This is a genomic window from Candidatus Bathyarchaeota archaeon (assembly GCA_026014585.1).
Classification (GTDB): domain Archaea; phylum Thermoproteota; class Bathyarchaeia; order Bathyarchaeales; family Bathycorpusculaceae; genus Bathycorpusculum.
The window spans coordinates 369,692-389,285 of record JAOZIA010000002.1 but is presented as its reverse complement, the minus strand read 5'-3'; the positions used below and the strand labels follow the sequence as shown (position 1 = coordinate 389,285).

20 protein-coding genes are annotated in these 19,594 nt (G+C 43.6%); 9 read left to right on the top strand and 11 right to left on the bottom strand.

The genetic code is table 11. The features are described 5' to 3' along the window. Window positions 1–14: 14 nt before the first annotated feature. From NWF01_02280 to NWF01_02270, 3 genes are read left to right on the top strand one after another with little or no spacing between them, the layout of a single operon-like run. On the top strand, window positions 15–1,523 hold the full coding sequence (locus NWF01_02280) for a homocysteine biosynthesis protein (GenBank protein MCW4023845.1): 1,509 nt from the start codon (window positions 15–17) through the stop codon (window positions 1,521–1,523). A 2-nt stretch (window positions 1,524–1,525) separates the two neighbouring features. Further along, window positions 1,526–1,975: a 4Fe-4S dicluster domain-containing protein gene (locus NWF01_02275; protein MCW4023844.1), complete on the top strand. Its 450-nt coding sequence runs from the start codon at window positions 1,526–1,528 to the stop codon at window positions 1,973–1,975. Then, window positions 1,956–2,657 (top strand): UPF0280 family protein, encoded by a 702-nt coding sequence (locus NWF01_02270; protein ID MCW4023843.1) that lies wholly within the window; start codon window positions 1,956–1,958, stop codon window positions 2,655–2,657. The genes NWF01_02275 and NWF01_02270 overlap by 20 nt, the downstream gene beginning before the upstream one ends. A 4-nt stretch (window positions 2,658–2,661) precedes the next feature. On the opposite strand, the gene NWF01_02265 is transcribed toward NWF01_02270, so the two are convergent. Beyond that, window positions 2,662–3,057, bottom strand: coding sequence for a hypothetical protein (locus NWF01_02265; GenBank protein ID MCW4023842.1), 396 nt, complete (start codon window positions 3,055–3,057; stop codon window positions 2,662–2,664). 153 nt (window positions 3,058–3,210) lie between these two features. On the opposite strand from NWF01_02265, the gene NWF01_02260 reads away from it, so the two are divergent. Next, entirely contained in the window at window positions 3,211–3,693 is a 483-nt protein-coding gene (locus tag NWF01_02260; GenBank protein ID MCW4023841.1) for an Ig-like domain-containing protein, read from the top strand. Window positions 3,694–4,071: 378 nt separating this feature from the next. Further along, window positions 4,072–4,761, top strand: coding sequence for an NADPH-dependent F420 reductase (gene npdG, locus NWF01_02255; protein MCW4023840.1), 690 nt, complete (start codon window positions 4,072–4,074; stop codon window positions 4,759–4,761). A gap of 3 nt (window positions 4,762–4,764) precedes the next feature. On the opposite strand, the gene cofC is transcribed toward npdG, so the two are convergent. The 4 genes from cofC to NWF01_02235 form a co-directional block, all read right to left on the bottom strand. Then, entirely contained in the window at window positions 4,765–5,412 is a 648-nt protein-coding gene (gene cofC / locus NWF01_02250) for a 2-phospho-L-lactate guanylyltransferase (GenBank protein MCW4023839.1), read from the bottom strand. Between the two features lie 98 nt (window positions 5,413–5,510). Beyond that, window positions 5,511–6,506 carry a 5,10-methylenetetrahydromethanopterin reductase gene (locus NWF01_02245; GenBank protein MCW4023838.1) on the bottom strand — a complete coding sequence of 332 codons (996 nt, stop codon included), beginning with the start codon at window positions 6,504–6,506 and terminating at the stop codon, window positions 5,511–5,513. 1 nt (window position 6,507) lies between these two features. Continuing rightward, entirely contained in the window at window positions 6,508–6,819 is a 312-nt protein-coding gene (locus NWF01_02240) for a hypothetical protein (GenBank protein ID MCW4023837.1), read from the bottom strand. A 217-nt stretch (window positions 6,820–7,036) separates the two neighbouring features. Further along, window positions 7,037–8,149 carry a hypothetical protein gene (locus tag NWF01_02235; GenBank protein ID MCW4023836.1) on the bottom strand — a complete coding sequence of 371 codons (1,113 nt, stop codon included), beginning with the start codon at window positions 8,147–8,149 and terminating at the stop codon, window positions 7,037–7,039. A 163-nt stretch (window positions 8,150–8,312) separates the two neighbouring features. On the opposite strand from NWF01_02235, the gene cofE reads away from it, so the two are divergent. Continuing rightward, a complete protein-coding gene (gene cofE / locus NWF01_02230; protein MCW4023835.1) occupies window positions 8,313–9,104 on the top strand; it encodes a coenzyme F420-0:L-glutamate ligase in 792 nt (263 codons plus the stop codon). A 49-nt stretch (window positions 9,105–9,153) separates the two neighbouring features. Continuing rightward, complete coding sequence (locus NWF01_02225; GenBank protein ID MCW4023834.1) at window positions 9,154–9,483, top strand: SCP2 sterol-binding domain-containing protein; 330 nt, start codon at window positions 9,154–9,156, stop codon at window positions 9,481–9,483. A 64-nt stretch (window positions 9,484–9,547) separates the two neighbouring features. Here the strand turns inward: NWF01_02225 and NWF01_02220 are convergent, their stop codons facing one another. Continuing rightward, window positions 9,548–10,711, bottom strand: a complete 1,164-nt coding sequence (locus NWF01_02220; GenBank protein MCW4023833.1) for a cation:proton antiporter — start codon at window positions 10,709–10,711, stop codon at window positions 9,548–9,550. Window positions 10,712–11,025: 314 nt separating this feature from the next. Between NWF01_02220 and NWF01_02215 the strand changes: the two genes are divergently transcribed. After that, the gene (locus NWF01_02215) at window positions 11,026–11,985 is read left to right on the top strand and encodes a deoxyhypusine synthase (GenBank protein ID MCW4023832.1); all 960 of its coding nucleotides are present in this window, start codon (window positions 11,026–11,028) and stop codon (window positions 11,983–11,985) included. A gap of 73 nt (window positions 11,986–12,058) precedes the next feature. After that, window positions 12,059–12,625: a helix-turn-helix domain-containing protein gene (locus NWF01_02210; protein ID MCW4023831.1), complete on the top strand. Its 567-nt coding sequence runs from the start codon at window positions 12,059–12,061 to the stop codon at window positions 12,623–12,625. Window positions 12,626–12,651: 26 nt separating this feature from the next. On the opposite strand, the gene NWF01_02205 is transcribed toward NWF01_02210, so the two are convergent. The 5 genes from NWF01_02205 to NWF01_02185 all read right to left on the bottom strand — a co-directional run bounded on the left by NWF01_02205 (window position 12,652) and on the right by NWF01_02185 (window position 19,545). Continuing rightward, window positions 12,652–13,116: a DUF523 domain-containing protein gene (locus tag NWF01_02205; protein MCW4023830.1), complete on the bottom strand. Its 465-nt coding sequence runs from the start codon at window positions 13,114–13,116 to the stop codon at window positions 12,652–12,654. 72 nt (window positions 13,117–13,188) lie between these two features. Continuing rightward, window positions 13,189–14,262 (bottom strand): deoxyhypusine synthase family protein, encoded by a 1,074-nt coding sequence (locus tag NWF01_02200; GenBank protein ID MCW4023829.1) that lies wholly within the window; start codon window positions 14,260–14,262, stop codon window positions 13,189–13,191. 430 nt (window positions 14,263–14,692) lie between these two features. Then, a complete protein-coding gene (locus NWF01_02195; GenBank protein ID MCW4023828.1) occupies window positions 14,693–15,040 on the bottom strand; it encodes a hypothetical protein in 348 nt (115 codons plus the stop codon). A gap of 91 nt (window positions 15,041–15,131) precedes the next feature. Continuing rightward, window positions 15,132–17,471, bottom strand: a complete 2,340-nt coding sequence (locus NWF01_02190) for a hypothetical protein (GenBank protein MCW4023827.1) — start codon at window positions 17,469–17,471, stop codon at window positions 15,132–15,134. A 121-nt stretch (window positions 17,472–17,592) separates the two neighbouring features. Beyond that, a complete protein-coding gene (locus NWF01_02185; GenBank protein MCW4023826.1) occupies window positions 17,593–19,545 on the bottom strand; it encodes an arginine--tRNA ligase in 1,953 nt (650 codons plus the stop codon). Window positions 19,546–19,594: the final 49 nt, after the last annotated feature.

Below are 19,594 nucleotides of genomic sequence, written 5' to 3'. Positions count from 1 at the left end.
AAAGGTAAGGCTAATTGTCAAACCCAAATACTCAAGGACGCACTATCGAAGAAATAAATGCCAAAATCAAAAAAGGCGACGTCCAAGTTCTTACCGCTGAGGAAATGAAAAAACTTGTTGAAAGCAGCGGCGTGGAAGTTGCCTATAAAGAAGTAGATGTGGTTACAACAGGTACCTTTGGCGCAATGTGCAGCTCAGGCGCACTAGTTAATCTTGGTCATTCTGACCCTCCAATCAAAATTGACCGTGCATGGTTTAATGACGTGGAAGTTTGTCACCCCGGAGCCGCAGTGGACCTGTATATTGGCGCATCAAACATGGATGAGAAGCATTCTTCTGAGTATGGTGGCGGTCACGTTATTCAAGATTTGGTGGCTGGTAAAGAAGTCGAGTTTAGAGCCACTGCCTACGGTACAGACTGCTACCCACGCACATCGGTAAAAACAACCCTTACCAAAGACGACCTCAACCAATTCTACCTGCTTAACTTCCGAAACTGCTACCAACGTTACAACTGCGCAGTAAACAGCAGCAACGAAATCATCTACACCTACATGAACAAGCTCCTGCCAAGATTCCGCAACGCCACCTTCTCAGGCGCAGGCGAACTCAACCCATTAATGAACGACCCCGACTACGAAACAATCGGGTTTGGCACCCGCATTTTTCTTGGCGGCGGACAAGGCTACGTTATCGGTGAGGGCACCCAGCATAGCCCCCAAAACCAAAACGGCACCCTGATGGTCAAAGGAGATGCAAAACAAATGAATCCAGAGTTTTTGCAGGGAGCCAGTTTCACCAAGTATGGCACCTCCATGTACGTTGGTTTAGGAGTTCCAATTCCACTTCTGAATTTGGGGTTGGCAAAGAAAACTGCGATACGTGACAGCCAAATCTTCACTGACATCGTGGATTACAGTGTACCAAGACGCAATCGCCCCACTTTTGGTAAGGTAAGCTACAAAGAACTCAAGTCAGGCTCAATCACAATCAACGACAAAAGAGTTCGTGTTAGCTCGCTGTCAAGTTTGAAGATGGCACGAAAGGTTGCGCAAACTCTCAAGGAATGGATTCAGGAAGGAAGCTTCTATTTGACTGCTCCTATAGAGCGTTTACCAACTGAAGCTACTGTTAAGCCCATGAGACAAACTGAAGAAATCCCCTTCGTGGTTAGTGTCATGCAATCAGCGGTTACATGTACTGAAGCTGAAGCTATTCAGGCAATTGCCGAACGTATGATTACCCAATCAGTTAACCACATAGTTGTTGTGGATGAGCAAAACAAACTGCTTGGCATCGTTACATCATGGGACGTTACACGTGCTATGGCAGAAGGCAAAAAAGCGCTCGCTGACATCGAAACTCGCCGTGTGTTCACTGCTAAACCTGATGAGCCCTTAGAAGTTGCTTCAAAACGGATGGCGCAGCATAGCATTTCAGCTTTACCTGTACTTGATATTGAGAATAAAGTGTTGGGTATTGTAACCTCTGAAGATGTAGCTAAACTGCTTGGGAGGAAATAGATGTGGGAAGAATACTTATCCGATTTAACGAAGAACAGTTTTCTGAACCCATTGCCTCAGAAATAATAATACAATACAAAGTTCCAATAGTGATTCTCTCAGCCCACATTAGCACTAAAGGCGGAGAAATCCTCGCTGAAGTCCCCGATGAATCAATGCAAAAAATCGTAGATGCCTTCCGAAAAAGAGGCGTAACCGTAACCGTGCCAAAACTCATCGAGGTAGACAAAGAAAAATGCTTTAGCTGCGGAAGCTGCATTGCCCTGTGCCCTGTCGAAGCTATCAGCTTTGGAAAAGACGGAACTGTAGAGTTTGATAAGGAACGCTGTGTTGGCAGTAGCTGCAGTATTTGTGTTGACGCTTGCCCTGCTAGAGCAATTAAATCTATCAAACCAAATAACAACGGTACCCACGTGGTTAAGGTAAAAAAACTTGACGGGGAACCTGATTAAAGAAAGCTTTACCTATAAAGAATCCCAATGTACCATAATTTCTGACCAGCAAAACGCGATAGACATAGCCAAAGAATCCATAAAACGCAACTATCAAGAACTCGAAAACTACGTTAAATCCCACCCGAAATTTCAACACACCCTAAAACCCCTACCCATCCCTAAAGCCCCTCTTGTTGCTAGGCTGATGGCACAGGCAGCCCAAAAAGCCGACGTTGGACCCATGGCGGCAGTTGCAGGTGTAATCGCCGATTTAGCCGTGCACGACATGATACAGGCTGGTTGCGGCGTGGCGGTTGTTGAGGACGGCGGAGAAATCTCAGCGCAATCTAACATACCCGTGGACGTCGCGGTTGCAATGGGCAATGAACCCCTATCGCGGCGGTTTGGTTTTAGGTTAACAGAGTTTCCTTTTGGTCTTGCGACGAGTTCTGGACGTTTTAGTCATGCGTTGAGTTTTGGGGATGCTGAAGCGGCAATCATTTTCTGCAAGGATGCAGGTTTGGCGGATGCTGCGGCAACAGCGGTTGGTAACGTGGTGAAAGGCGACGTGGCGACGGCGATTAAGGCTGGAATCGAATGGGCTTTAGCAATTGAGGGTGTGGAGGGTGTTATGATAATTTTTCAAGGACAAGTGGGAACCGCGGGAAAGATACCGCAAATAATCAAAATAGAGCCTTAACAAGCTAAGTAGTTTCATTTTCTAAAGGAGCTACATGTACGACAATTAATTCTTGTGTGGCTGAAATTATCGTTACTCTTATTCCCAGCGTGTCGTATGCTGCACCTGCAACCGCGGGATAGTTAAATGATTGTCCTTGTGAATTGACAATGAGCAGGTTTGCTTGCCCTGCGGGTTCGTATTTGAGTTCGTAGTTTGTGTCGTTGTGGTTGTAGGTGACTGATTGGTATAGGGCAAAGGTTAGGGTGGTGGGGTTTCCGTCCTGAGCGGGTTTGGTTAATGTCATGCCTACAAGGATGATGGCGAAGATTGCTATGCTTACTAAAAGGACAATAATTATTGCCTTTTTGATGTCAGGTGATTCTTGATTTTCATTAGCTATCATTGTTGATGACGACATGCTAATCATAGTTGGTGTGAAAATAAAAAAGTATTGACCCTTTTTTGTAATGATAACAATTTCTTATCTGGGCACTGCTTGAGACTATTATACGGGTGATTACAAAATATTATTAGGCAACTTCATAGTTAACGTAAACAGAGTGTTAGCGTTATGGGTAAAAAAAGAAGCTGTTTTTGTCTTTTCATCGTTATTTTAGCAGTCATGCTGTCTTTTGTAATAGTTACACAAGCCACTCCTACAGTTAGCATCAGCTTCTACAAGGATAATGGTTACGGCATGGGCGGTGACATTAACGGGTACTTTACTGCTAACGCCGCTGTTTCCGAAGATGTGATTCGCGTAGAATTTTACCTTGATGACGAACTACAACAAAACGACCTTACTGCTCCATTTAGTTGGTCGTTTAACACTGAAGATTACCCGCTGGGTGAGCATACAATAGAAGTTGTCGCCTACGACAGCGCCAACCAAACCGCGTCAGCATCAGCTACACGTAATTTTGTGTCCTTCCCCGTGGACTTTGTTGTTATCATAATTGTTGCGGTAATTGTTATCTTGATTGTCTCTTTAGCGGTGGCGATATACCGAGTACGTAAGCCTACTGGTAAAAATGCCACTAAAATTTGGCCTTGACAGCGCCTACTTCCTAACCCAAAAGTCCATAAAAACCCCAAACCAAGGCTATTCCTATGTATTTTGCAGCTTTTGATTTTTGTAGAAGTTGCTTTTTTCAAAGGTCATAGTTTGGTGGTGTTCTTTGAAATATTTGGACAAATGTAAAAGCTGCCTATTCAAAAGTGTCTGTAGCGGCGCAATTTGGTCAAGTAATTCCTCATTTCCAAAGACATAGTATATGGGGGACTTTTTCTTTTGCAAATCATCAACTACTGTATTGTTTTCCTTTTAGTAGTGAATGCTTATTTTTTACGGGAAGATAACCTTTTCATTTAATTTTGTAAACCTCCGAAGAGCTTAAAAAGCCACCTGCCAATTACCTACAGAGATACTCAAATGTCGAACCCAAATCCTAATCCAACAATTGCCATAATAGGTGGAACCGGTAGAGAAGGGAGCGCAATCGCAGGCAGATTCGCAAAAGCCGGATTACCCGTAATTATAGGTTCACGTGACCCCGCAAAAGCAAAATCCTTTGCAACTATGGTTAACTTAGAGTGTAAATTAGACGGTGTCACAGGGTGCACCAATTGTGAAGCAGCACAGAAAGCAGACATAATCATTTTGGCGGTTCCATATACTGCAATAAATCGTTCAATTGCAGAAATAAAAGATTGTACTGCTGGAAAAATAGTGATAAACATTGCATCATCACTTGACATGGAGAAAAAAACCCGCGCCTTCATCAACCCCACAGGCTCAATCGCCCAAGAAATCCAAACCTTCCTAGGTCCTGAAGCCAAAGTTATTGATGCTTTTCAAAACATTTGCCCTGAGCAACTTCTAAATTACACAGGAGACATCAAAACCGACGTGCTAGTTGTTGGCGGCGACAGAGCAACCCGCGACATAGTCATTAACCTCATTAACCGAACTGGAATCACTGCGTATGATGCGGGTCCAATACAGAACGCTGTTGCTGTTGAAACCTTAACCGCAGCACTCATCTACATCAACGTACGCTACAAGATTGTCGGTGCAGGCATCCACATAAGCGGTTTACCTCACCCTAACGAGAAACAATAACTTTCATTTATCCGCATTCTTTGCGGCTTTGAATTTTTCTAAAACCTGCCTACTTGCAGTGTTATTGTCAATTTTCAGTAGCAACTGCAAATCATCAACTGAATCAATATCTAACCCTGCACCCAAAGAATAATAGAATCTAACACGGACATCTCTACTTGTGGCTTCTTGCATGTGTTTATGGAAACTTTCAGGACCGAAACTGGCATGCACCAAATCAGGTGGTCTCTGGAAAAGAGCGTTAGTTCCCCAATCTTTGGAAGGCACCAAAACCACACATTGCCCAACAGAACCTAACTCTGCAAGCACGTTAATGTCTTTAGATGTTATAAGCGGTAAGTCTGCAGGTAAAACAAGCACCGCGTCTGCCTTGTTTTTAAGGCACCATGCAAAGGCTTCTTCAATGGCAAAGTTTAAGCCTCTGTGGGTTGGGGCAAAAAAGTCTACGTTAAATCGTTGTGCTATTGCTTTAACATTTGAGTCGTTGCTGACAACTAAAATGTTTGTGACTGTTGATGCTTTGAGGGCATACAGGACGTCTTGTAGCATTGTGATGGTTAGGGTTTTGCGTTGTTGGGTGTTTAAGTTTTGAGAGAGTCGCCTCTTAGAAGCTGTTATTTTTTTGACAGGCACAATGGCGTAGACAACCACATTCGACACCCCGAGCCATCATTAGCTTTAGTTTGTTTGGGATGGTTGCCTAAAAATATTTAGATGCCCCAAAAGAAAAAGGGGCAAAAATGTTGGGTTTATTTAAAGTGTGGAATGATTTTTTGACCAATCAAGTCAATTGATGCTTTAACGTTTGAGCCAATCGGTGAGCCTACAACAAACTGGCCAATGCCTATTTTCTGTAGTGCCGCGATTTTCTCGATACACATGTCTGGTGTGCCACAGATTGAAAAAGCGTTAAGCATTTCAGGTGTTACAGCTCCGATGGCTTTGGGGAAGTCTCCTGCTTTTAGTGCCGTGCGTAGTTCATCTGCTTTTGCAACGTCGATTTTGTGTTTTTCAAGAACTGCTGCGGGGCTACCTGCAACGATAAAGGCAACTACTGGCGCGGCTGCTTTGACTGCTTTCTTTGGGTCTTCGTTAACTGAAAATGATGTGTATGCGGTTATGTCAAAGTCTGCGGGTGATTTACCTGCTTGTTCGAGGCCTTGGTTTGCCATTTGAACTGCGAATTGGATGTCGCTTGGGTGGCTTGCATTGACTAGGACACCGTCACCGATTTTTCCTGCCATTTCCAGCATTTTTGGACCCTGAGCACCCACGTACACGGGGATTTTGTTTGCAACTTTAAAGTTCAGTTTGGCTCCTGAGGCTTTGAAGATGTCACCTTGGAACTCTACTTTCTCGCCTGCGGTTAGTTTGCGGAACATTTCAATGGATTCCCTGACTGCCGCCATTGGTTTGCCCATTTCTATGCCGACGGCTTCAAGAGTGGTTTTGTCTCCTGCACCTATACCTAAAACGACGCGTCCTGGGGCGAGTTCGTTTAGGGTGGCTATTGCTTGTGCGGTTATGACTGGGTTAACCATCCATGGGTTGGTGACGCCTGTTCCGAAGGTGATTTTGTTTGTGTAGAGTGCCGCTGCTGCTAAGGAGACATATACGTTGCGGTTGCCGTAGTGGTCGGTTACCCATAGGTTGTCAAATCCTTGCTTTTCAGCTTGCAGGGCGTATGCTGCTAATTTCCAGTATGCATCTTTGGGAACAAACTCTATTCCGAATTTAAGTGCCAACTTAATTTCCTCCCTTATACATCGTTTGAACTATCTGTTCAGCTAAACTAAGCATCTCCATTTTACTCAATGCAGCCACAGTTTTTTCTGCATCAAGCAACACGGCAGCTTCAAACAGGCAGATTAAGCCGTTTTTGGTGGCTGAGGTGCCGTTTTTCATGCCTAGAAGGATAGCTTGTGCCAGATTATTGGGCATTTTTGAGTCATTTTTTGCGCTTAAAATAACGCCGATTAACTGTTCAGATAGTGGACCCCACTTTTCAGCGGGAACTGTTTCGATAAGTTTTGAGTAATCCGTAAAGATTGCCTCCATTTTTAGAAAGGCTATGGGAGTGACCGCTTAAAAACGTGTCGTCAACACAAAAACCGCTCACTATACCCGACATTACTCAGTTCTTTTGTGTTTGGTCGATGCTTTTGTATACAAAAACAGTTTTTTTTTGGGTCAGAAATCAGCCGTTACCGACCTCCCCTCTATCGTTTCTGCAATGATTAACTATTTGGAGCCTAATAGACGCCAAATAGGTTGGCTATGTGGGTTTTGCTGATTTGCGTTTGTAGTGGTACACTATTATGGCTGAGGCTGCAATAACTATGCTTGCAACTGCTACACCAAGGATTATGGCGATGGTTTCAGTTATGAAGGGTTTGCTTTCAGTGATGTCCAGTTTGTAGCTTTCATTTATGGTCATGTACTGCTCTATTAGTGAGTTGGCTCCTCCAATAACATATAAAGCATCATTTGCCACCCCAATCCCGAAATAGTCTCGGTCAGTTGACATTGCAGATGCCTGAACCCAAGAGTCTGATTCAACAGTATAAACCCAAGTGCCCAAGACGCTTCCGCCAATGACATAGATTTTATTTTGTGACTCCTCTTGTACAGCTACTGCCTTTCCTGACCGCAAAGAAGTGGGAATTGCTGACGATTCATTGCTCCATGTGTCGGTTTTTGGGTCATAAACTTGAGTTTTATCGCTAACAATGGGTGTTACGGGATGAGCAATAAATCCGCCTATTAGGTATATTTTGTCTCCCACAACAGCGGAAGCATAATTTTGGACTGCGTGAGGCACAGGGGTTTTGGTAGACCACGTATCGGTTGCTATATCGTATACAGAATTCAAGTTAACAGTGTCTGTGCCATTATGTCCTCCTATCAGATAGATTTTCCCGTTAATGACATGTGCGTTTAACCCGTATCTGGGATTAGGCATTGAAGCTTTGGTGCTCCAGGTGTTTGTTTGGGGGTCATAAACTTCGTTTACTCCGGTTATTTCCCAACTGCCTATCTCCACAGAAATTTTACCAATTATGCATCCGCTTATACAGTAAATTTTGTTGTTATACGCGGCTATTCCAAAAGCGCCTCTTACAGTGGGCATTGGCTGTTTTGTTGTCCACGTGTTTGTAGATGGATCATACATTTCATTGCTGTGTGATTCAAGGTTTGTCTTTTTTATTTCTCCGCCGATGGCATATATTTTGTCTTGAACTACAGCTACGCCCAACTGGCTTCTGCCTGTCGGCATAGCTGCCTTTGTTTCCCAGCTGTCTTGAGTTGATGCTTGCGTGTAACTGGTTGATATAGCAAGACAAGTGATGAGCATTAAACAAAGGAGAATCGAGTGAACCTTATCCATTTCTGTTTCCTCAAAAAAAGTTTGTAATGCTTTTTTTATAATACTTTCTAAAATAAGGGGTATTCTGCTTTTCTAGAGACTGTTTTCTTCAGGAATTACTCCTTTAAGGCGTTTAACGCTTTTTCTGGGGAAAAGCAATATAGATAAGGTTGAACGTGTTTTTTTGCCAAGCAATTCAGGAGAAAAACAGACGTTGAACCCCGTACAAGTAATCCCAGTTGAAGGCTTGCCCCTAATAGAACCCGGCGATGACCTTGCACAGTTAATTGCGGATGCCACAAACAAAAAAGGCACACCTCTCCAGGAAAATGATGTGGTAGTAATCACTCATGTGGTTGTTTCCAAATCTGAAGGAACCATTGTAAACCTTGATACTATCACGCCGACAGAGCAGGCAATAGAGATAGCTCAGAAAACTGGCAAAGACCCTGTGATGGTTCAATTGGTTTTAGATGAATCAAAAGACCTTGTACGCGTAGGACCAAACAGCATAATAACTGAGACAAAAAGTGGGATTGTTTGTGCTAACGCGGGTGTTGACCGCTCAAACGTTTTAGGTGACCGAAACGCTGTTCCCCTTCCCAAAGATCCCAACTTATCCGCTAAAAAAATCCGCAAAAACATCAAACAAATCTTAGGCATCAATGTGGCTGTTATCGTTTCTGACACGCATGGGCGACCGTTTAGAATGGGAGAAATCAATGTGGCAGTGGGTGCTTCAGGCATTAAACCCATACGGGACCATCGTGGAGAAAAAGACCTGTTTGGTTATTCACTGAGAATTAAGCAAACTGCTGTGGCTGATGAGTTAGCTTCGGCGGCGGAACTGGTTATTGGGCAATCCTGTGAGGGTATTCCCGCAGCCATAATTAGGGGTTATCAGTATGAGGTGGAAGAAAACGTGACTGCCGCTGACCTTAACAGGCCCAAAGAAAAAGACCTCTTTAGGAAATAGCAAAGGTTCAAAAACCAAAACGCCCCTAAAAATGTTGAAGTGAAAGGAAATGGACGCAAAAACCCCAAAAGAATTCTTCGACAACGAATTGCCATCAAGATTTAACCCTGAAAAAGCAGCAGACATAGACGTGGTTGCTCAAATAAACATAAACGGTGAAAACAGCGGCAACTGGGTCGTCACTGTGAGAAACCAGAAAATAGATGTAACTGAGGGTGTTAATCCAGAGGCGGCGCTTACGTTGGAGATGGACGATGACGACTTCATGGATTTAGTCCACGACAGGCTAAGCGCGGAAAAAGCTTTTTTCACTGGCAGAGTAAAATTCAAAGGAAGCATCTCCTTAGCGCTTAAGCTGCGGGAAGCAGGTTTCCTATAAACTCCTCCTTTAAACTATCGGACAATCCCTATGCAGACTGCACAAGCTCCATATCGGGGCATGCTTATCCTGTATCTTTTTTGTAAGAGAACCGTATCAAATATGGCGTCAAAAATGAAGTTATGATAGTTGCAACTCCAATTATAGGTAACAGGAAATCGCTTAACACCCCAAGGTCCTTTCCAGTTTTCACAACGATAAAGGCGAACTCTCCAATTTGCGCCATTCCCAACCCAACTCTTAGAGCAATAGTCTTCTCGTAACCAAAGAGTCGTGTCCCAAACCCACAGCTAACAAGTTTGGTTCCTAAAACAGCCAAGGTTATAATGACTGCAGGAAGCCAGTACATGCCCATTTTTGAGATATCCATTAATGCACCCATTGAAACAAAAAATATGGCTCCAAAAACAAGCTGAAACGGCTCAATTTTACGGTTTATTTCTTCACGGACCTTTGAGCGGGCAACCACAACTCCGATGATGAATGCGCCGATAGCTGCTGAAAACCCAATCTGGGTAGCGATTATGGCAAAAACAAAGCAGACTCCAAGCATTAGGATGTAGACGATTTCTGTTTTTTCTGTTTTCGCAACGCGGTCAATGATTTTGGGAATAAAAAATCCGCCTACAATCAGTGTTCCACCGATGAAAATTATTAATTTGGCCACCAGCCAAAGAGAATCTGCTACAGAGATAACGTGTAAAACGGCGAGGTTTTGAAGCATCGCCAAAAGTATCACAACCACCACGTCCTCTACAACAAGCACACCCAACATTATGCTTGACGAGATTTCTTTCATTTTTCCAAGGTCGCCTAGAACTTTCGCGATTATTGTGGTGCTACTGCTGGCAAGCGCTGCGCCCAGAAAGAGTGTGTCATAAAATCCCCAATTCAGAAATGTGCCCAAAGCCCAACTAACAACAAGCATTAGAGTGATTTCTAACGCGGAAACCCCTATTACTACGCGTCCAATTGAGCGCAGTTTGGCTATGGGAAATTCTAATCCAATAGTGAAAAGGAGCAGAATGACGCCGATTTCTGCGAAGACGTTGAGGAAGTCGATGTTGGAGATGAGGCTAAAGGGTGGTGTGTATGGTCCGATGATTATGCCTGCAATTAGGTATCCGATGATTAGGGGCTGTTTGAGTTTGTAGAAAATCAGGGTTACAACTGATGCAATAACTAGTAGGACAGCAAGGTCAGTGATAATTTGTATCTCAAATCTCACAAATATACTGAAAATTTAGGGATAATAAACTTTTAGCAGTAAAAGTAAGAAGTAACCAGAAAAGGGCTTTTTGCCCAAATAAGCACTTAAATGAGGTTTTTTGGTGTCAGTTTATTAACTATGTCTTATGGTCTATCTTGTTTATCTGATGTTTACGTGGGTGTTACTGCTCCATAAACTCGTCTGCTGCACAGGCTACAAAGGTCGCAAGGCACCTGAGATTTACAGCAAAATCATCAATTGCATAGTCAATTAGGCTGTGCGAAGCCTTTTATCTTGGTTTTCTTCTTTGCAAGATGATAGAGGCAAGAATTATGGCAAAGCATGAAGCACACAAAATCCCAGTCAAAGACTACCAGTTCACCAAAGAAATGACCGTTAATGAGCTTGTGGAACAAATGGACGAAGCATGGGGCTTTACAGCGGGTAACCTCGCAACCGGCGTGTCAATCATGCAGGATATGATTTCTGACAAAAAATGTGTCAAATTCCTCTCATTCACCGCTGACATCATCGCCACAGGCACACGCGGCGTAATCCGCGAAATGGTTAAACGCAAAATGTGCGACGTCATCATAACCACCTGCGGAACCCTTGACCATGACGTTGCCCGATGCTGGAAAGACTACTACAAGGGCGACTTCATGATGAACGATTCCAAACTCTACCAAGAAGGCGTCAACCGCCTCGGAAACGTGCTTGTGCCAAATGACAGCTACGGCATAATTCTGGAAAAGAAAATCCAAGAACTCCTTACTGACCTCTACAATGAGGGCAAACGCGATCTTGGCACCACGGAGTTAGTCCGCGAAATCGGATTGCGATGTTGCAATGAATCCTCAATTTTGTACTGGGCAGCAAAAAACAACATTCCCATTCACGTACCAGGTATTACTGACGGTTCAGTTGGGTATCAATTATGGATGTTTAGTCAAGACCACAAAGACTTCCACATCAACCTGCTCAAAGATGAGGGACAATTAAGCGACCTAATGTTTGACTCCCCCAAAACTGGCGCACTCATCGTAGGCGGCGGAATCAGCAAACACCACACGATATGGTGGAACCAATTCAAAGACGGACTCGATTACGTCATTTATGTTTCTACTGCAGTGGAGTGGGACGGAAGCCTAAGCGGAGCCCGACCACGCGAAGCCGTCAGTTGGGGTAAGATTAATCAGAAGGCAAAAAAAGTCATGATAGAGGGCGATGCCACCGTAGTGTTGCCTATAATGGCTGCAGCATTAATACAAAGGCAAAGCAAGAAGCTGTAAGATTTCTTGTCAAGGAAGCTTTGTCAAGAAGTAATTTAAACAACATTAGTCCTAATCAAATTCAGGGCTAAAAATGACCAAACACAATGATGAAGCTGAAACAATCATATTTCAAGCACTTTCTCATCCCATGCGGCGTGCCATAATTGAACTCATAAACGCAAACCCCACGGGCACAGCATACACAGAGTTAATCACTGACTTGAGTTTGCCAACTGGAAAAATAAATTATCACCTTGAACAGTTAGCAGGGCTAATAGAGAAAAACGAACAACACCACTATATACTAACTCCCTTGGGCAAAAAAGCACTAAACCAACTCAAACAACTAAAAGTCGAACTCACCACAGAAGACGAAAAATACCTAAACCTTGCCCAAAAAAGCCAAAAAACCAGCCTAGAACCCACTTTAAAATCATTCTTAATCATAGGTATAATAGCATCATTAACAGTGATTTTCCTAACAACAGGTCTTTGCTTGCTGCTTTTGGTGCAAGGTGAACTTCCAACATTAATGCTTGCAGTGTTTATTCCAGGTATAATGATTGAAGTTGCAGTGTTTGCAACTTTGATTTATGCACTCCGTAACGCGCCAGCATGGCTCAGACGACTAGAAAAGAGGTTTCTGGCAACTCCATAACCTCATAATAGCCTTTCCCAAATTTTTTAGGTATGGTTTTGATTCTGAGATTTTGTAACTATTTTGGTAACCTTAATGCTATTTCTCTTTAGTAACGCACAGGTTACGCCATCGCCATTCTTGAATTTCTCCGTGAAGGTGCCGTCAAAAATTCTGCCACACCCACAAGAGGGGCTTTTCTCAGTCAACAACACCTCACTGGCACCAACAATTTTTACAAGCCTTAAAGCCTCATTGGCACCCCTGAGAAACTGCTCAGTCACATCAACGCCATCCATGTTGATCACTTTGGCTTTCCCATCCAATACGTCCGCGCCTGTACCGCCAACGATTTCCGCGGGAACCCTTGGAATCGGCAAGCCACCCATAACCTCAGGACAAATTGGGAACAGATTGCCTTTTTTGAATTCTTCAAGCAGTTCGAGTTGTTTCCAGTTTTTTCCCTCAAAATTACAGTTTATCCCTATGAGGCATGCACTAACTAGTTTCATGAAAACACCTAATTGCCAAGGAGAATTTAGGAGTTAGGGTTTACAAAAAGAAAAATGAAAAGAAAGGGCTTTTTATGCTTGTGGCATGTCTTTGAAGATCCAGCTCATGTCTGGACCTTTGCGTTTCTCAGTTACGCGCTCTGATAGTGCGTGGCAAATCAGAGGCAATGCAATGGTTGCGTCACAGTAGCAGACTGCACGTGTGCCTGTGGCGCTGTTGATTTTGCCCCAAGATATCGCCTCTTCCAGGGTGCATCCGCTCAGGCCGCCCCATTGGGGTGAGTCGGTGGTGAGTTGGATTGCGTATTTGTGGGGGTAGTAGTATTCTTGCAGGGATTTGCGTAGTCCGCCTTGTCTTCCTTGGACGCCTTTGTCCTCAGTCATTGGGCTGACGCTGATGGCGATGAGTTGGGTTAGGTCTTTGGGGACGCCTCCGCCGATGTAGACAACGCCTACTTCTTTGGTTTTTGTGCCTATCTGCACGAACTGGTCAAACTCTTTAACACTGTCAATGTGGACACTGTGACCTTGGTTCTTTGCTAAGAGGAAGGTTTCGCCATACGCGCTGTCAACCATGGCTGGGCTGAAAATGGGCACGCCATTAGCTGCTGCAACAGCTGTGATTGCTGGAATGTTCTTTTTGCCAAGGTACTTGCCAAGGCCGTGGAGAAATTCGGCGCTGGTGTACTGGTATTCTTGGCTGCAAGTCATGACGTAGTCGGTTACGAGTGTTTCCATTTCGCGGTAGTCTGTTTCTTTGCCGTAAACGTCATAGTAGCGGTTTACGTCGTCGTTGAGGAGTTGTGAGTCGTCAACCATGTGGTTGCCTTGGTAGTAGCCTAATCCCATGGCGTCAACGATGTCCTCAGACACGTTTGCGCCTGTGGAAACGAGCACGTCAATGAAACGGTTTTCCATTAGCCAGTTGATTATGGTCCATTGTCCCGCGGTGCTCATGCTGCCTGCAAAGCCCAACGCGATGACGGTGTCTTTTTCTTTTATCATGTTTTCCCATACGTCAACTGCTTCGCCTAGTTTGCGTCCTTGATAGGCGGTTTTGCTCATTTCTTTTAGTAATTGTGAGATTGGTTTCTGCTTGGTGACCTTTATTGCTTTAAGTTTCTTTTGGAAGTAGTCATTACTCATGTAAATGCACCTCGATGATAGTTAATGAGCTGATATTTGAAATTTGTTATTGCAAAAACAGTCAACACGTACATTCAAGTGATAAATCAGGTTCCCATTATGCCTATTTTGGAGCCATAGTTAATCATTTTTAGGTGCCCTGTAGTGTGTTTGAAAAGTAGGGGTTGTGTGAAGTTAAACCCAAATAGGGCAGTTGAAAAACAGGGGGTTGCCCTAATTGCCCATGGAGGGTTCCAGTTGTTTACAGCCAACTGGAAGGTTTAGCTTGCACACTACTGGGGGAGGGACGTTTTTAGCCCGGTTGTGGGTTAAAGTTTGTTCCCCAGTTTGAGTGGTACGTTTGTATAGGATGTACTAGACAAATATAAGTATTACGATTTATAAAAAAAGTAACACTATGTTGGATGTGTGATTTCTTACGTGCAGTCCCTCACTGGTGCATGCTAGTTTGCGTCGTTGTATTTGTTTTAAATTGCAGTTTTTTGCACCCTCGATTGTTGAATTGAGATAGATAGCCAAACGGATAAGACAACAAAAAGATTTCAAGCACACCAAGAATCCACGAAAAAGGCACACCTACAACCGTTTCTATAACTAAATTGATTGTGGAGAAAACCAGCAACAGAAAAATGCCGTTGAGCCAAAATCCAATTTCCCATCCTTCACAATTATACAACCGATGAATAACAATAATGTTTAGCACCCCCAAAATTATTGGTTGAATACCAAACATAGTAAAAAGGAAAAGCGCAAACCCCACTGGGGGCATGAAAAGCAAAAAGGCGCTTCGGGAAAAATCTAAAAACGCCTGAATAACAACTAGCGCAATCACTATCATAAATCCATGAATGAAAACCTGTTTAGAAAATTTAGGAGTTTTGTGCAATCCATTCACCTACTCTTTCTTCCGCGAGTCTGCCGCGTATTCCATAATCGTTTTCAACACTGTTCCAATAGGCTATCCAGCAACCGTTGAGCCCCATACTCTTGAAGAGGTTTAAGCCTTTTATTATAAAATCGGCTTGTGCCACATCATTATTTGTGGACATACCGAACTCTGAGATGACCACTTCTTTGTCGGTTATTTTTTGAAGGAACTGAATCATTCTCGGAGAAAGCGTTAGAAATGACTCCATAAAAACGTCATACCCAACAAAGTCAAGTTGTTTACTTAATTGCACGGGAACGTTGGGTCTGAGAAGGATGCCTGTTTCAAAGTTCGTGTAAAGCTTAGCCGAAGAACGGTAAGGTTCCACTAATGTGTAAAATTGTTGAAACTTGGTGAACAATTCGTCATCTGTGTATAGCGCGCCAGCAGCCCATGATGGAGATAATTCAGGTTCGTTAAGCATTTGAATGTAAGAGATGCGGTCTCCCCAGCGATTGAGATAATAGTTTACCTCCTCAACTTTATCGCGTTGATTGAGTATCAAAGCAACACTCAAGTTAAATCGTTGAGTTGCCATGATGAATTCGTCGGTTAAACTGTTAGAGATATGACTGGGGTCAGAGGGGTCGCAGACTAAATTCACTCGGACCACTTCAAAACCTAAAGATTGAATATTGGATACTTCATTGTAGATTTGCCCGACTCGGTCATACTCGTAAGCATAAGATACACCTACCTGAAAAGGCGAGTTTGCCTGATTGGATGAGGATGAAGCATGAAAGTAATATGGGAGAAAAATCTGGGTTAACCCCAAAACTACACATAAACCCATTATAAACAAACTCCGCACCATTTTATTATCCATGACTTTGATTATGCTTTGTTTGGTAAACCCAAATTTCTTGAAACACACTAATAATGTCACTAATACTATACCTAGCACTGCAGGAATAACAAGCCACATGGATAGCTGGTTTTTTGCTACAGAGAAGTAGATAGTTTTTGAAGCACAATTTCCGTCGGTGTCATTTGCATAAACTGTTATTCTATACGAGCCATCATCTAGCCCAGTCAACGTCGTGTTTCCAGTGATGGTTGCACTTGCTTGTCCGTTGAGACTGTAACCCATCCATGAAGCAGGTTTACTGATTTTAAAAGTTATAGGCACTTCATCAGAGGAATAAGTTTTACCTTCGGGACTAAGAATTGAGAGAGTAATTGGGTACATGCTAGCTTCTGATGAAATTTTGAGTAACCAACTGTTCTGTCCAGAAAAACAGACAATCACAAAGCCCCCATCAGTAGTTGCTTTGAAAGAAGATGTGGTCCCTATGGGTCCCTCGTAAGTGCTGTTCCATAAGCAATCACCCGAATCGTTTACTTTAACAAGTTCAGGGCTGGAATTTAAGGCTACAACATAGCTTCCATCTTCCATTTGCACCGCTGAAACAAACCCTTTGAAAGGCATATCTTCAAAATTGTGATACCACTTCTCATTTCCAAGTGCGTCAATTTTTATCAACCAAGGCACATCACCGCCGCTTACTTGCCACTCACCAATGCCCGTAAGCAAAAACCCGCCATCACCTGTTTCTATAACATCAGTAATATATCCAGCATCATCAGGGGCACCATAAGAGTACACTTTGCCCCATTCGGGGTTGCCATTTAGATTGAGCTTAGCACACCAAAATTTGTCTTTGTAGCTCCCTGCTATTATGCTGCCCTCATTGAATGTTGCTGTTACAGCGTAAACAGCATAGCCGCCCGTGAAATTCATCGTCCATAATGTGTTGCCTTCACCATCAGTTTTGAGAATCCACGCAACACCCGCCTCGTTACCTACTAGAACATAGTGACCATAAACTGTTTGTATACCAACCTGGACTCCACTAAAGCCTGAACTCTTTTGCCACTGAATGTTTCCTTCAGAATCGGTTTTAACAATCGTGCCCCCTTCTCCAAACAATATGAATCCCCAATCCGCAGTTTGGAATATTGAAACAATATTGTTATAGTTTCCAAAAACGTTATCATCATAAGACTTTCGCCACTGCTCATCGCCCAGTTCATTTGTTTTAATGAGTACAGCTTCTGAACCGAAAGGGTTACTACCTGCCAAGGCGTAACCGCCGTCGGAGGTCTGAATGACAACTGACGCTCTGATGTCGCCGTAATTTTTGTTCCATTCAGCAGAAGGTGTCACCGTTGCAGTCGTCAAGGAAGGTGCTAAAAAAATGAAAACTAAAGCAATAAATGCTAAGGCAAGAGCAGTTTTTTTTGGCCGCTTAAATGGGCTTTGGGCAAGGCTGTGCTTCAAGACTCGTAAGCTCCACTCGCCTAACAGTGTTAGGTTGTTCTGAATTTATAACTTGTGGAAAATCAACCAATTATGAGCAACTGGTAATAAACAAAAAACTATGGATTGATTGAGTGTTCAGTTACATTTTTTCAGGTGCAACTACGCCAATCAAATTCAACGCGTTCCCCATCACAATTCTGATAGCTTGCGTCAACGCAATCCGTGCATCACTAAGCTGGGGTGAATCAGCTTTAATCACAGGTAACGCATTATAAAACGTGTTAAACTTATCCGCGAGGGCATTTGCATAGTCTGCAATCATGCTGGGTTTTAAGTATTCTGTGGCTTCAATGAACATGTCTGGAAAACTTGCAAGATTTAGCACTAGTTCCCTCTCCAGCTTCTCTGTGAGCAATCCAAAATCAGGATTATGCTCCTCTTTTGTGGCTTTACGCAGGATGCTGCATGCACGGGCATGAGTGTACTGCACGTATGGGGCGCTGTTGGTTTCAAAATTGAGCACGCGTTCCCAAGTGAAAACCACAGGTTTAGTTGGGTCAACATCAACCAACGAATACCGAACTGCGCCGATGCCAACGAAATCAGCGATTTTGTGTTTTTCTTCCTCAGACAGCATGGGAGAACGCTTCGAAACTTCTTCGTAGGCACGGCTGACTGCTTCGTCTAATACTTCGTCAAAGGTGATGTAGTGTCCACGTCTACTACTCATCTTATAACCCGGCAGCGTAACCAGATTGTAGGCGAAATGAACAAAATTCTCCGCAAACTTGCTCTTCCCAAGTGCGTAAAGTGCAAGTTTTAGTTGCAGTTGTGCAAGGGATTGTTCCATGCCAATTACGTTGATGACTTTTTCTGCTTGGGCAAACTTCCAAAGCGTGTAGGCTACGTCACGGGTGGTGTAGAGTGTTGTGCCGTCTGCTCGCACCAAAGTTAAGGATGGAACTTCTGATTTCTGGTTTAACCCCAATTTCGGTTTCAAATTGAAGGTTTTAGCCACTTTTTCCGCGCCAAACGCAAGTACCCCTTCTTTATCAAAAACAAACCCTGACTGCTCCAACTGCTTCATTGCCTCATTAACTTGGCTGCTCCACACAAAATCACTTTCCCAATCCCACGAATCATAATAAACACCCACACGCGCCTGAGTCTTGCGAAAACCATCCAAGCACAAATCGCTAACTTCCCGAATAAGAGCCTTAGCTGCTGGTTCACCCTGCTCATAAGCCAAGTTTAGTTTGCCGATTTCTTGTTCAGGGTTTTCTTCTTTGCTGATTTTTTCGGAGAGAGCATCAAACAGCTGGGGCTGTTTTTCTTTGAGTTCAGCGGCGATTCCCGTCCATTCCGAGAGTTCCCCGTTAAACTTTGCCACTTCTGCGTCGTTTCCTGCTTCGGAAGCTGCTTTGGATGCTCTTTTGAGCCTGTTTATTTCGACTAGGCATGATGTGACGGTGTAAATTTCGCCAACAAACAGGTCAGATTTCTTGGTTGGCACGGGTTTGCCCAGTTTCTGGTAACCATAAGCAACCACAGAGGATTGCCTGCCCACATCGTCAATGTAATAGTGACTGGACACGTTGTGCCCGCGGAATTTTAGGATCCTTGCCAGTGCATCGCCAAGCATGGGGTTTCGGGCTTGCCCAATGTGGATGGGGTGCAGGGGGTTGACGCTGGTGTGTTCCACAATAATTTTTTTGGGCTGCTCTGTTTTTACAAATCCGTATTCGGATTTTAGCTGATTAATGGATTGAAGTGTTAACTCGGAGAATTTGGCGAAGTTTAGATGAAAATTGATGTATCCCGCTCCTGCAGAGGTGACTTTTTCAACCAAAACAGCGTTGGATAAATCTGCAGCCTTTACTATTTGCTCTGCTAATTCCAATGGTTTACGTTTTAGGTTTTTAGCCAGTTCAAAGCAAAGTGATGAAGCCAGTTGTCCATACTCGATGTTGGGCGTTTTTTTAAGTGTGCTTGCGGCTTCGATGGGTGTTTCTGGGAAAGCCGTTTTTATTGCTTGGGCTAGTATGGATTGTGCTTCTGCTCGGAACTCTGCAAAGGGATTTTGGGAAACCATGCTTTTTTCACTTAGGCGGTAAACTTAAGGGTAATGGATATATTTTAAT

What these genes read in the sequence shown, in the direction of transcription:
- NWF01_02265 (MCW4023842.1), bottom strand. Translation starts at nt 3,057, where the DNA reads ATGTCGTCATCAACAATGATAGCTAATGAAAATCAAGAATCACCTGAC.
- NWF01_02260 (MCW4023841.1), top strand. Translation starts at nt 3,211, where the DNA reads ATGGGTAAAAAAAGAAGCTGTTTTTGTCTTTTCATCGTTATTTTAGCA.
- npdG (MCW4023840.1), top strand. Translation starts at nt 4,072, where the DNA reads ATGTCGAACCCAAATCCTAATCCAACAATTGCCATAATAGGTGGAACC.
- NWF01_02240 (MCW4023837.1), bottom strand. Translation starts at nt 6,819, where the DNA reads ATGGAGGCAATCTTTACGGATTACTCAAAACTTATCGAAACAGTTCCC.
- NWF01_02235 (MCW4023836.1), bottom strand. Translation starts at nt 8,149, where the DNA reads ATGGATAAGGTTCACTCGATTCTCCTTTGTTTAATGCTCATCACTTGT.
- NWF01_02225 (MCW4023834.1), top strand. Translation starts at nt 9,154, where the DNA reads ATGGACGCAAAAACCCCAAAAGAATTCTTCGACAACGAATTGCCATCA.
- NWF01_02215 (MCW4023832.1), top strand. Translation starts at nt 11,026, where the DNA reads ATGGCAAAGCATGAAGCACACAAAATCCCAGTCAAAGACTACCAGTTC.
- NWF01_02210 (MCW4023831.1), top strand. Translation starts at nt 12,059, where the DNA reads ATGACCAAACACAATGATGAAGCTGAAACAATCATATTTCAAGCACTT.
- NWF01_02205 (MCW4023830.1), bottom strand. Translation starts at nt 13,116, where the DNA reads ATGAAACTAGTTAGTGCATGCCTCATAGGGATAAACTGTAATTTTGAG.
- NWF01_02200 (MCW4023829.1), bottom strand. Translation starts at nt 14,262, where the DNA reads ATGAGTAATGACTACTTCCAAAAGAAACTTAAAGCAATAAAGGTCACC.
- NWF01_02185 (MCW4023826.1), bottom strand. Translation starts at nt 19,545, where the DNA reads ATGGTTTCCCAAAATCCCTTTGCAGAGTTCCGAGCAGAAGCACAATCC.